This window comes from Pseudomonas sp. PB101, assembly GCF_009764265.1.
GTDB lineage: Bacteria > Pseudomonadota > Gammaproteobacteria > Pseudomonadales > Pseudomonadaceae > Aquipseudomonas.
The window spans coordinates 35565-48775 of sequence record NZ_RWIR01000020.1 but is presented as its reverse complement, the minus strand read 5'-3'; the positions used below and the strand labels follow the sequence as shown (position 1 = coordinate 48775).

8 protein-coding genes are annotated in these 13211 nt (G+C 59.4%); 4 read left to right on the top strand and 4 right to left on the bottom strand.

All coding sequences use genetic code 11. From position 1 onward, the window contains the following. Window positions 1-75: 75 nt before the first annotated feature. Window positions 76-2784, top strand: a complete 2709-nt coding sequence (locus EI969_RS06010) for an RHS repeat domain-containing protein (RefSeq protein ID WP_160386517.1) — start codon at window positions 76-78, stop codon at window positions 2782-2784. A 40-nt stretch (window positions 2785-2824) separates the two neighbouring features. On the opposite strand, the gene mapR is transcribed toward EI969_RS06010, so the two are convergent. The 3 genes from mapR to EI969_RS05995 form a co-directional block, all read right to left on the bottom strand. Continuing rightward, window positions 2825-4240: a GntR family transcriptional regulator MpaR gene (gene mapR, locus EI969_RS06005; RefSeq protein ID WP_160386515.1), complete on the bottom strand. Its 1416-nt coding sequence runs from the start codon at window positions 4238-4240 to the stop codon at window positions 2825-2827. 100 nt (window positions 4241-4340) lie between these two features. Next, window positions 4341-5753 carry a cytochrome c oxidase accessory protein CcoG gene (gene ccoG, locus EI969_RS06000; RefSeq protein WP_160386513.1) on the bottom strand — a complete coding sequence of 471 codons (1413 nt, stop codon included), beginning with the start codon at window positions 5751-5753 and terminating at the stop codon, window positions 4341-4343. A 195-nt stretch (window positions 5754-5948) separates the two neighbouring features. Then, on the bottom strand, window positions 5949-6182 hold the full coding sequence (locus EI969_RS05995; protein ID WP_160386510.1) for a DUF3203 family protein: 234 nt from the start codon (window positions 6180-6182) through the stop codon (window positions 5949-5951). Between the two features lie 136 nt (window positions 6183-6318). Here EI969_RS05995 and EI969_RS05990 point away from each other — a divergent pair, with 136 nt between their 5' ends. Beyond that, window positions 6319-6819: an MgtC/SapB family protein gene (locus tag EI969_RS05990; protein WP_160386509.1), complete on the top strand. Its 501-nt coding sequence runs from the start codon at window positions 6319-6321 to the stop codon at window positions 6817-6819. 482 nt (window positions 6820-7301) lie between these two features. On the opposite strand, the gene EI969_RS30230 is transcribed toward EI969_RS05990, so the two are convergent. Further along, window positions 7302-7469 (bottom strand): hypothetical protein, encoded by a 168-nt coding sequence (locus EI969_RS30230; RefSeq protein ID WP_178120571.1) that lies wholly within the window; start codon window positions 7467-7469, stop codon window positions 7302-7304. A gap of 203 nt (window positions 7470-7672) precedes the next feature. Between EI969_RS30230 and EI969_RS05985 the strand changes: the two genes are divergently transcribed. Together EI969_RS05985 and treS are read left to right on the top strand one after the other, a co-directional pair. After that, on the top strand, window positions 7673-9670 hold the full coding sequence (locus tag EI969_RS05985) for an alpha-1,4-glucan--maltose-1-phosphate maltosyltransferase (RefSeq protein ID WP_160386507.1): 1998 nt from the start codon (window positions 7673-7675) through the stop codon (window positions 9668-9670). A gap of 199 nt (window positions 9671-9869) precedes the next feature. Next, entirely contained in the window at window positions 9870-13211 is a 3342-nt protein-coding gene (treS, locus tag EI969_RS05980) for a maltose alpha-D-glucosyltransferase (RefSeq protein WP_160386505.1), read from the top strand.

Genomic DNA, 13211 nt, shown 5'->3' with positions numbered 1-13211 from the left:
CTGTCATTCCTGACAGTAGACGTTCGTTCCGGGAAGCGCCTAAATTCGCGGTAGTCTTTAAAGGGCCGCCTCGACTTGAACGCGCACACGCCATCGATCAGTGTTGTTGACCCACGCGGTTTAGCCGTTCGTGCGGTGGCGTATTTTCGGCAGGCGGTGGCTGAACCGGTTACGGCGCGAGTCACGCATCAGGTTTTCGATCCGCTTGGCCGCCTGGTTCAACAGCGCGATCCGCGATTGTTTGCCTTGCGTCAGAACGATGTCCAGGTGCCGGCGAACCTGACCACGATCCATAACCTGACGGGGCAGGCGCTGTGCAGCGACAGCGTCGATGCCGGTTGGCAACTCGGGTTGCCGGGTGCGGCGGGGCAGGCGCTTGAGGCATGGGACCAACGTGGCTGGCATCGTCGCAGCGAGCATGATCCATTGCTGCGGCCTGTTGCGGTGCATGAGCAGGTTTTGGATGAACCCGAGCGCTGCGTCGAGCGCATGACGTTCGGGGGCGTTTCGGACGATCACGCCCGGCATAACCTCTGTGGCCAACCCATCCACCAGGACGACCCGGCGGGTACTCGCTTGCTCAGTGACTACGGACTGTCGGCCGCGATCCTGGGCGATGTCCGGCATTTTCTGAGTGATCTCGATCCGGTCGACTGGCCCGTCGTTGAAGCTGCCCGTGACCAATTGCTGGAACCGGGTAATGGCGCCCAGACGTGGTGGACCTATGCGCCGTCGGGCGAACTGATCACGCAAACCGACACCAAAGGTCATCGCCAGCACTTTGCGCAAGATCGCGCCGGTCAGTTGCGCTCGGTGGGGCTGCAACGGTCCGGGCAGAGCCGCGTCGATACCCTGGTCAGTGCCATCCACTACAGCGCTTCAGGCCAGGTTGAACATGAGCTCGCCGGCAATGGCATGCGCACGACCTGCGCGTATGACCCAGCCAATGAACATTTGATTCTGCTCGCCACACAAGGCCCGGATCAGAGCTTTTTGCAGAAGTTGAGCTACGGTTACGACCCGGCCGGCAACATCACCGAAATCGCCGACGCCGCGTTGCCCATCCAGCATTTTGCCAATCAGCGCATCGAACCCGTGCGGCGCTTTACCTACGACACGCTGTACCAATTGAACAGCGCGACCGGTTGGGAAAGTGCCAAACCCTCATTGGGTCCCGCCTTGCCGGAGTGGCAGGCCTTCGGCCCGCCGGATGGCAGCCGCTGGTGCAACTACAGCGAAACCTACCAGTACGACGAAGCGGGCAATCTGTTGCAGCGCATTCATCAGGGCGCGGTGGGCGATACCTTGAGCATGCGCGTCGCCGCGCTGAGCAATCGCAGCGTCAGGGTCCACTCAACTCAATCCGACGTTGACGAGTCGTTCGACGCTCGTGGCAACCTCTTGGAACTGCAACCCGGGCAAGGTTTGCAGTGGAATGGGCGCAATCAGCTGGCCCAAGTCACACAGGTCGCTCGGGTCGATGGCGCTGACGACCTGGAACGCTATGTGTACGACAGCGAAGGCACGCGCCTGCGCAAAATCCGCAGGAGCGCAGCAAAGTCCATCGTCCACACCGCCGAGGTGCGTTATCTGCCGGGCCTCGAACTGCACAGCAACAGCGCCACCGGGGAACAGCTGCAAGTAGTCAGCATTCAGGCCGGCCGCTGCACCGTGCGTCTGTTGCATTGGGACAGCCCGCCACCGGCTGAACTGGACAATGACCAATTGCGGTTTTGCTTCGACGATCACCTGGGCTCGAGTGCCTTTGAAGTGGATGCCCAAGCGCAGGTGATCAGCCAGGAAGTGTATTACCCCTTCGGTGGCACGGCGTGGCTGGCCGGGCGGCATGAGGTGGAAACCGGGTACAAGACCATTCGTTATTCCGGCAAGGAGCGCGATGCCACGGGGCTTTATTATTACGGGGCGCGGTATTACGCGCCATGGTTGCAGCGCTGGTTGAGTCCGGATCCGGCGGGGGATGTGGATGGGTTGAATTTTTATCGGTTTGTAAGAAATGGTCCGGTAATTTTTGTAGATAAAAAAGGCTATTTACCGGGCTTTTTTGATTTTTTTATTGAATCGAAACAAGACCGTGGCAGAGTGGAGCAGCGAGGGTTGGATAACATAAAAATGCATTTGCCTGAAATTGCAGAAATTCTTGAGGCGTCATTTTTAGAGCTTAAAAAGATGTTGACCTACGCAATGGTCGAACTTGATAGCGGGCATATTGATATAAAAGTCGTTGAGAATTTTTTTGGCGTTGGGCAGGCTACCCCAGAAAATATCGAATATTTTCGTAATGGGTATCGCCAAATGTTGTTGGATATTGGGGATGTCAAAAACAATCAAGAAAGACTAGTTGCGATGTCAGACACAGAATTAAGTGCGTTTGTCATATTATCCGATATCAAAAGAAAAATTTATTTTGATATCGAGGCTCTTGAAGAGAAAACGACGGAGGAAAATGCATTTGTACTGGGGCATGAGCTGACTCACCTAAGCCCGGTTTTTGAATCACGTGATTATTGGTATTTTACAGGAGCGAGCCTTGATTTTATGGAGTCAACTTCTAGTAGTATAATGCATGATCAATTTGTACCCGTGAGCCGTTTTTATGCAGATAATGATGCGTTGGTGTCAAAGACAGGCACCAAGAGTAAGGCGGATGCGGTAGATAAATTTAACAAAAGTACAATATTAAGGCGCCAACTGGCTCTCCATAATGCGGATACCCTAATGGCTTTCGCGCTTGCGCTAAGCAGAGATGCGCAGTTACGAGTTTAATAATTGAAAACTCGAGCTGTCCGAGCAGACACGTATTTTGCTAATAGTTAAACGACCGCACAATCCGCCCCAACGTCTCCATCGCCTTCTCCGCAGCCTCATCCCACGGACTCCCATAATTCAATCGAATACAATTCCTGAACCGCTGCGCCGGCGAAAAGATCGGCCCCGGCGCGATGCTGATCCCCTGTGCCAACGCCATCTGAAACAACTTCAACGAATCCATCTGCGACGGTAATTCCAGCCACAGAAAATACCCACCTGCCGGCTGGCTGACGCGAGTCTCGGCGGGGAAATAGCGTGCAATGGCGGCGAGCATGGCGCTTTGCTGATCTTCCAGTGCATGGCGCAATTTGCGCAGGTGCCGATCATAACCCCCGTGTTGCAGGTAATCGGCGATGGCCGCCTGGGCCGGCATCGATGCACACAGCGAGGTCATGAGTTTCAGCCGTTCGATTTTCTGTGCATAACGCCCGGCGGCGACCCAGCCGATGCGGTAGCCGGGGGCCAGGCTTTTGGCGAACGAGCCGCAGTGCATCACCAACCCTTCGGTATCAAAAGCCTTGGCCGGTTTCGGTGCCTGCTGGCCGTAATACAGTTCGGCGTAGACATCGTCTTCGATCAGCGGCACCTGGTGGCGGCGCAGCAGTTCCACCAGCTGCTGTTTCCTGGCCTCGGGCACGGTCGCGCCCATGGGGTTCTGGAAGCTGGTCATGCACCAGCAGGCCTTGATCGGATGGCGCTCCAGAGTTTGCTCGAGCACACCGAGGTCGATGCCGTCTCGTGGGTGCACGGGGATTTCCACGGCTTTGAGTTTCAGGCGTTCGAGCACTTGCAGGCAGGCGTAGAACGCCGGGGCTTCGATGGCCACCAGGTCGCCTGGCTCCGTCACTGCTTGCAGGCACAGGTTGAGGGCTTCCAGCGCGCCGTTGGTAATCAGCAGTTCTTCCATGGGCAGCATCAGCCCGCCGACCATGTAGCGCAGGGCGATTTGCCGGCGCAGTTGCGGGTTGCCCGGCGACATGTCGGTGACGACCATGCGCGGGTCCATTTCGCGGCTGGCGCTGGCCAGGGAACGGGACAAGCGTTGCAACGGGAACAGCGTCGGGCTGGGGAACGCCGAGCCGAAGGGCACGGTGTTCGGGTCCTTGATCGAGTCGAGTACCGAGAACACCAGTTCACTGACGTCGACCTCGGTGGACTCGTTGACCTGCCTACTGATCACCGGCTCGGAAAACGGCCGTGGTGCATGGGCGTTGACGAAGTAGCCGGAGCGCGGACGGGCGCGGATCAGTCCGCGACGCTCCAGCAGGTAGTAGGCCTGGAACACCGTCGACGGGCTGACGCCGTAGGTCTGGCTGGCGTAGCGAACCGAAGGTACGCGCTGGCCCGGGCCGAGGACGCCGGAGCGGATCAGTTCTGCGATGTCGTCGGCGAATTTTTCGTAGCGTTTCATCGGTGTCCCGTCATGGAAATCATTCAATCAGCTTTTGTGGCACAGTGGATTGCATTGCCAAGCCAAGTCCGCATCCCGCAAAGGTCAGCATCTTAAAGGCTCAGCGATTCATCGGCGCAACAAACCGGCTCTTCGCCACGCTGAAGACGCCAGGCTCATCGCTGTCGATCACCTTGAAACCAATGCTCTGCGAACTGCTGGCGGGACGCTCCGTGAGCATCGCCACCGACACCGGCACATCGACAATTTCCCCCGGCGCCAGGCTCAACTCGGTCTTGCCTTGCAGCTCGAAATCATCGGCATCGACCAGGCTCAATCGATAGTCCTGACGCTGCTGGGTCTTGTTGATCACTTTCAGACTGTAGATGTTTTCGATCTGCCCCTGGCTGTTCTCGCGGAACAGGCCACGGTCCTTGCTGACGTCGAGCGAGACCATGGGGCGCTCCACCAGCGCCACCACCAGGGCGGCGATCATCACCAATAGCACGGCGGTGTAGCCGATCAGGCGCGGACGCAGCAGGTGTGTCTTGCCCCCCTGCAACTGATGCTCGGAGGTATAGCTGATCAACCCCGGGGCGTAGCCCATTTTGTCCATGATCGAATCGCAGGCGTCGATGCACGCGGCGCAACCGATGCACTCCATCTGCAAGCCATCGCGGATATCGATGCCGGTCGGGCAGACCTGGACGCAGAGCTGGCAATCGATGCAATCGCCCAGACCGACCTCGGCGGGCTTGACCTCGCGCTTGCGCGGGCCACGGTTTTCGCCCCGGGCCACGTCGTAGGAAATGGTCAGGGTGTCCTTGTCGAACATCACGCTCTGGAACCGCGCGTAGGGGCACATGTGCATGCACACCGCTTCTCGCAGCCAGCCGGCGTTGATGTAGGTGGCGCCGGTAAAAAACAGCACCCAGAACAGACTGACGCCGCTCATTTGCAAGCTCAGCAGTTCTTCGGCCAGCGGCCGGATCGGGGTGAAGTAGCCGACGAAGGTCAGGCCGGTCAACAGGCTGATGGCCAGCCACAAGGTGTGCTTGGCCGCGCGACGCATCAGTTTGTTCAGGCCCCACGGCGCGGCTTGCAGCTTGATCCGTTGGTTACGCTCGCCCTCGGTGATCTTCTCGCACCACATGAAGATCCAGGTCCACGAACTTTGCGGACAGGTGTAACCGCACCAGACCCGCCCTGCGAACACGGTGATCGCAAACAGGCCGAACGCGGCGATGATCAACAGCGCCGAGAGCAGAATGAAATCCTGCGGCCAGAACGTCGCGCCAAAGATATGGAATTTGCTTTCGGAAAGATCCCAGAGCACCGCCTGGCGGCCGCCCCAGTTCAGCCACACGGTGCCGAAGAACAGCAAAAACAGAAAACCCGCGCCGCTGATGCGCAGGGTGCGGAACAGCCCGGTGAAGCTGCGGGTGTGGATCAGGTTGTCGCTGGTTTTGGCCTTTGTCTTTGGGCGCAAAGGCTCGAAGGTTTCTACGGTTCGGACGGGGATTCTCTCGCTCATGGTCTATCGCTCATCAGCCTCCATCAGGCATGAGCACTATGAGCGGCGATCTGTTTGCATAACAGACTCAGGTATTGCATTAAAAAGCGGATCAGATGGGGCTGCCCGCAGCCTCTGCGACAAGTTGAAACACCCGCTGTAACAGGGTGCAAACACCGGTTCCAAACAGCGGCAGCGGATGCTGATCCAGGTCAGTCAAATCACCGAATCACTGTCGCTGGCTTTCAAGTGCCTGCGTCCATCCACCGCGCCCGCGACGGTCAAGGCATCGGCCTCGGCTTCGGTGATATAGATGCGGTGGTCTTCAATGTCCACCGCCGACATGGCTTTGGCACCGTCGGTGACGACGGTCACGTCGGGACACAGACGAATGTATTCGCCATTGTCAGTGGTGAAAAAGCAGGTCTGATTCTCGATGCGCACGGTCATGGCGGAATCCTTTTTTCAGTGGAGACTAGAGTTTCAGGCCACAACCGCCGGTCATCGTTCTGTGCAACCGATTAATGGTCGGCGCGGTCCACCTTCCATGGCCCCTTACAAGGAGGCCCCTTACAAGGACAACCTCATGAACGCCTGGTGGCACGAAGTCTGGGTGACCCTGCAAGCCGAGTTCGCCGACATCACCGATGCCTCGCAACTGACGCGAATGACCGTGCGACTGTTGATGGCCGCCCTGCTGGGCGGGATTCTCGGGTTCGAACGTGAGCACCAGGGCAAGGCCGCCGGCGTGCGCACGCATATGCTCGTGGCGATGGGGGCGGCGCTGTTCGTGCTGGTGCCGCAGATGTCCGGCTCGCAAGCCGATGCCATGAGCCGGGTGGTGCAGGGCGTGATCGCCGGGATCGGCTTCCTCGGCGCCGGCACCATCCTGAAAAACCAGGAGGGCGACGAAGGCCACGTCAAGGGCCTGACCACCGCCGCCGGCCTGTGGATGACCGCCGCCATCGGCGTCGCGGCCGGACTGGGCCGGGAGGCGACGGCGGTGCTCAGCACTTTGTTGGCGCTGGGGGTGTTCAGTGTGATGCCCAGTATCGTGAGGTTGATTGACAAGGATCGCGGGCCCTAAGAGGTATTCACCCGGTCTGCGTTGCTCGCTTCACAATCTGAATCCTGCTCGTCGCTCTTTGATTCCGAGAGTTCGTGCTGGCTGTAGTCCATCTCACCGTGCAGCAGATGATTTTCCAGATCCCTGATGATTGAACTTCTGGGTGAAGACTCAGAGGGGCTGCGTTTAGATTCGAAGCAAAGAAATTCGTAGTTGAATATTTTCAAGGGAAGGCCAGCCGTCGGTTGGTCGTTCACAGGTGGGCGCGGGGTGCCGTGCGCTGGTTCTGTTTGTGAATTCGCTGACGCTGGAAAAAAACGTGTTCATGGCTGACCACACTCGAGGCTGAAGGAGTGATGGCTATATAAGGGGAGGGGAACAAGTTTCGTAAAGTGGTGGACGGGCAGAATTGGCGCTTTAGGATCGGTACTACGCGATCTTGGGAAGTGTCATGCATTTTTGATGATCGCCCCTGGTGTCGAGCCAGGAACGATCAACTGTCTTCATTGCGGGTTCACAATCACCGGCGGCATCGTCGCTGGCGGTTCTTCCCTGGGCGGCGGCGTGGTGCCGGGCGGGTCCTGTTCGGGCACCGGTTGTGGCTCCGTCGGCGGGATCACCGGGTTATCGATATTCGGATCGGGGGTTTCAGCCGGGAATGGATTGTTCATTGGTCAAGCCTCCGGTGGCACATGGCGTGAGTCGTGCTTAAGTAGGTGGACTGCGGCGCGAAGGATTTGATTCCGTAAATTGCCGATGAACTTTTCCCGGCAGCCATCGCTCGGAACCTAAGTGACTCCATCCCGGGGCGGATGCCCCGACGGGATGGCGACCAGACACAAGCGCGTCCATGGGGCGTAAGGAGAGAGGCTCGATGACGGCTGAAAAACCGACTGAGTTGAGCTACAACCCGCACATGCCGCTGGCGCAGGCGTTGTTGCTGCCGCGTATCGTCATTGAGAACATCATGCCGACCCTGGAAGGCGGGCAGTTCGCGGTCAAGGCCGTGGTGGGGCAGGATGTGGCGGTGACGGCCAAGGTGTTTGCCGACGGGCATGACAAGCTGGCGGTGCGCGTGCGCTGGCGGGCTGAAGACGAGGACGTCTGGCAAAGCGCTGTCATGCTTGATGTGGGTAACAACGGTTGGCAAGGACGGTTCCGTGTCGACAGCCAGGGCCGTTATCTGTTCTGCATCGAAGCCTGGATCGATCAATTCGCCAGTTTTCGCTACGAACTGGAAAAGAAACATGCCGCAGCGGTGCCCGTCAGCCTCGAATTGCAGGAAGGGCGGATTCAGGTGCAACAAGCCGCCGAGCGCAGTGAAGGGCAACTCAGCGAGCAACTGGCGGCTTTGCACCATGAACTGTCAGGATTGCTCGAAACCGAGCAAGTCGCACTGTTTTTGCACCCGCGTAGCGCCGACCTCATGGCCCGCATCGATCATCGGGCGTACCTGAGCCTGAGCCCGGAGTACCCGGTGGATGTCGAGCGCGAGCTGGCGCAGTTCGCCAGTTGGTATGAATTGTTCCCGCGTTCGATCACCGACAGTCCGACGCGTCATGGCACCTTCAACGACGTGCATTCGCGGTTGGCGATGATCCAGGACATGGGCTTCGATGTGCTGTATTTCCCGCCGATCCACCCGATCGGGCGCAGCTACCGCAAAGGCCCGAACAACTCCCTGACGGCGGGCCCCGACGATCCGGGCAGCCCCTATGCGATCGGTAGCGAGGAGGGCGGGCATGAGGCGATTCACTCGCAGTTGGGTAGCCGCGACGACTTCCGCCGGCTGGTGACGGCTGCTGCCGCTCACGGCCTGGAAATCGCCCTCGACTTCGCCATCCAGTGTTCCCAGGACCACCCGTGGCTCAAGCAACATCCCGGCTGGTTCAACTGGCGGCCCGACGGCACGATCAAGTACGCGGAGAACCCGCCGAAAAAATACCAGGACATCGTCAACGTCGACTTCTATGCCCCCGAGGCGATTCCGAGCCTGTGGGTGGAACTGCGTGACATTGTGGTGGGCTGGGTCGAAGAGGGCGTGAAGATCTTTCGCGTCGATAACCCGCACACCAAGCCGTTGCCGTTCTGGCAATGGCTGATCGCCGATGTGCGGGCGTTGTACCCCGAGGTGATCTTCCTCGCCGAAGCCTTTACCACCCCGGCCATGATGGCGCGCCTGGGCAAGGTCGGTTATTCCCAGAGCTACACCTATTTCACCTGGCGCAACACCAAGGCCGAACTGGCGACCTACTTCAGCGAACTCAACGAATCGCCGTGGCGCGAATGCTACCGGCCGAACTTTTTCGTCAACACACCGGACATCAACCCGGCGTTCCTGCATGAATCCGGGCGTCCCGGGTTCCTCATCCGCGCCGTGCTGGCGACCATGGGCTCGGGCCTGTGGGGCATGTACTCGGGTTTCGAGTTGTGCGAGTCGGCGCCGGTGCCGGGCAAGGAGGAGTACCTCGATTCCGAGAAGTACGAGATCCGCCCGCGGGACTTCAATGCGCCGGGCAACATCATCGCCGAGATCGCCCAGCTCAACCGCATCCGCCGACAGAACCCGGCGTTGCACAGCCATCTGGGCCTGAAGGTCTACAACGCCTGGAACGACAACATCCTGTACTTCGGTAAACGCAGCTTTGACGGCAGCAACTTTATTCTGGTGGCGGTCAGTCTCGATCCGCACAACGTGCAGGAAGCGAACTTCGAGTTGCCGTTATGGGAAATGGGCTTGCCGGACCATGCCAGCACCCAGGGCGAAGACTTGATGAATGGCCATCGCTGGACCTGGCATGGCAAGCAGCAATTCATGCGGATCGACCCGGCGTATCAGCCGTTCGGGATCTGGCGCATCAGCGCCCCATAAATACATCACAGACACCCGTGGCGAGAGGGCAACGTAGACCTGTAGGAGCCGGCTTGCTGGCGATGGCTGCGCATCAATTTACATGGATGGCGCCTGTCACACCGCTATCGCCAGCAAGCCGGCTCCTACAGGCGGTAGGCGTCCCATCTAAAGTTTCCTGGCTCTGTGGTGGTTTTTTTGAATTGAACAGGAGTTTCCAATGGCGAAGAAACCCAAGGCAGCCACGTTCATCAAGGACCCGCTCTGGTACAAGGATGCGGTGATCTATCAAGTCCACGTCAAATCCTATTTCGATTCCAACAACGACGGGATCGGCGACTTTCCCGGCCTCATCGCCAAGCTCGACTACATTGCCGACCTTGGCGTCAACACCATCTGGTTGTTGCCGTTCTATCCATCGCCACGACGCGACGACGGCTATGACATCGCCGAGTACCGCGGCGTACACAGCGACTACGGCACCATGGCCGACGCCCGGCGTTTCATCGCCGAGGCGCACAAACGCGGCTTGCGGGTGATCACCGAGCTGGTCATCAACCACACCTCCGACCAGCACCCGTGGTTCCAGCGCGCCCGCAAGGCGAAAAAAGGTTCGGCAGCGAGGGACTTCTACGTATGGTCCGATGACGATCAGAAATACGACGGCACGCGCATCATTTTCCTCGACACCGAAAAGTCCAACTGGACCTGGGACCCGGTAGCCGGCCAATACTTCTGGCACCGCTTCTACTCCCACCAGCCGGACCTGAACTTCGATAATCCGCAAGTGATGAAAGCGGTGTTGTCGGTGATGCGCTACTGGCTCGACATGGGCATCGATGGCTTGCGCCTGGACGCCATTCCCTACCTGATCGAACGCGACGGCACCAACAACGAGAACCTGCCGGAAACCCACGACGTCCTGAAAAAGATCCGCGCGGAAATCGACGCCAATTACCCCGACCGCATGCTGCTGGCCGAAGCCAATCAATGGCCGGAGGACACCCAGCTGTACTTCGGCGACACCGATAAAAAGGGCCTCAATGGCGACGAATGCCACATGGCCTTCCACTTCCCGTTGATGCCGCGCATGTACATGGCGCTGGCCCAGGAAGATCGCTTCCCGATCACCGACATTTTGCGCCAGACCCCGGATATACCCGCCAACTGCCAATGGGCAATCTTCCTGCGCAACCACGATGAGCTGACCCTGGAGATGGTCACCGACAAGGAACGCGACTACCTGTGGAATTACTACGCCGCCGACCGCCGTGCGCGGATCAACCTGGGCATTCGCCGTCGCCTGGCGCCCTTGGTGGAGCGCGACCGCCGTCGCGTTGAACTGCTCAACAGCCTGCTGTTGTCGATGCCCGGCACGCCGACCCTGTATTACGGCGATGAAATCGGCATGGGCGACAACATCTACCTCGGCGACCGCGACGGGGTGCGTACTCCGATGCAGTGGTCCATCGACCGCAATGGCGGCTTCTCCCGCGCCGACCCGGCGAGCCTGGTTTTGCCACCGATCATGGACCCGCAATATGGCTACCTGTCGGTTAACGTCGAAACCCAGGCCGGCGATCCGCATTCGCTGCTGAACTGGACCCGGCGCATGCTTTCCGTGCGCAAGCACTCCAAGGCGTTCGGCCGCGGTACGTTGAAAATGCTGTCGCCGAGCAACCGGCGGATTCTGGCCTACACCCGCGAATACACCGGGGTGGACGGCAAACACGAAATCATTCTGTGCGTGGCCAACGTGTCGCGCAGCGCCCAGGCTGCCGAGCTGGATCTGTCGGCGTACGTCGGCATGGTGCCGGTGGAAATGCTCGGGGGTAATGCGTTTCCGCCCATTGGCCAGTTGAACTTCCTCCTGACGCTGGCACCCTACGGCTTCTACTGGTTCGGCCTCGCGGCGGAAAACCAGATGCCGAGCTGGCACGTGGAGCCCGCGCAAAGCCTGCCGGACTTCACCACGCTGGTGCTGAAAAAGCGCATGGAGGAATTGCTCGAAGCACCGTCACGCACCACGCTGGAGCAAAGCATCCTGCCCAACTGGCTGCAGAACCGCCGCTGGTTCGCGGGCAAGGACGCCGCCATCGAACAGGTCGATCTGGCCTATGGCGTGCGGTTCGGCGATGCGCAGCATCCGGTGCTGTTCAGTGAGATCAAGGTCACCAGCGGTGGCCAGAGCAGTCGCTACCAGTTGCCGTTCGGCTTTATCCCGGAGGACCAGGTCGGTACGCCGTTGCCGCAGCAATTGGCCCTGTCGCGGGTTCGGCGTGGCCGCCAGGTCGGCCTGATCACCGATGCCTTCAGCCTGGACACCTTTGTGCATGCCGTATTGCAGGGCATCCAGGCCGGTACCGTGTTGGCCTCCAGCGATGGCGACATTCGCTTCGAGTCCACCGCCGAGCTGGAAAAACTCGGCCTCAATGCCGAGTCGCCGGTGCGTTACCTGTCGGCCGAGCAGTCCAACAGCTCGGTGGTGATCGGCAACAGCCTGGTGCTCAAGCTGATCCGCAAGGTTGCCTCAGGTGTGCACCCGGAACTTGAAATGAGCGCGTACCTGACCGAAGCCGGGTTCAGCAATATTTCGCCCTTGCTCGGTGCCGTGGTGCGCCGGGATGCGCAGGGCGAGGACAACCTGCTGATGATCGCCCAAGGCTATCTGAACAATCAGGGCGACGCCTGGGAGTGGACGCAGAACAACCTCGAACGGGCGCTGCGCGATGAACTGGCCGACGCCATGTCCGAGCAGGAACAACACTACAACGCGCTCGGCGAACTGAAAGATTTTGCCGCTATGCTGGGCCGGCGCCTGGGGGAAATGCATCAGGTGCTGGCGGCGCCGAGCGCCAACCCGGACTTCCTGCCGCAAGTCACCACACAGAAAGAAGCGCAGGCCTCGGCCAGGGATGTGGCGGCACAAATCGAGCATGCGCTGAACTTGCTCAAGCAGCATAAAAATCAACTGAACCCGGCGGACCAGACCCTGGTCGGCCGGTTACTGGACAACAAAAAAGTCATTCTCGGTCATGTGCAAGCGTTGGGTAAAAAGACTGCAGGCGGCCTGCGCATTCGTGTGCACGGCGACCTGCACCTAGGGCAGGTGCTGGTGATCAAGGGCGATGCCTACCTGATCGACTTCGAAGGCGAACCGGCGCGGCCATTGCATGAACGACGTGGCAAGCACAGCCCGTACAAGGATGTCAGCGGTGTGCTGCGTTCCTTCGACTATGCGGCGGCGATGGCGATCAACGTGCAGAACGTCGACAACACTGCAGCGGCCGATGCTGCGCGCTTGCGGGTGACCGAGCGCTACTTGAGCGAGGCGCGACAAGCATTTGTCGACGCTTATCGGCTGGCGGCAGCTAGTCTTGCCCATGCATGGCAAGATCCCGAAGGCGAGGACGCTGCACTTGCGTTGTTCGGTCTGGAGAAGGCGGCGTATGAAGTGGCCTATGAGGCGGAAAACCGCCCCACCTGGTTGCCCGTGCCGTTGCACGGCTTATATGGATTATTGAGTGGGCTTAAACCCTTTTCCGGTCTTGGTGGAGAGTAG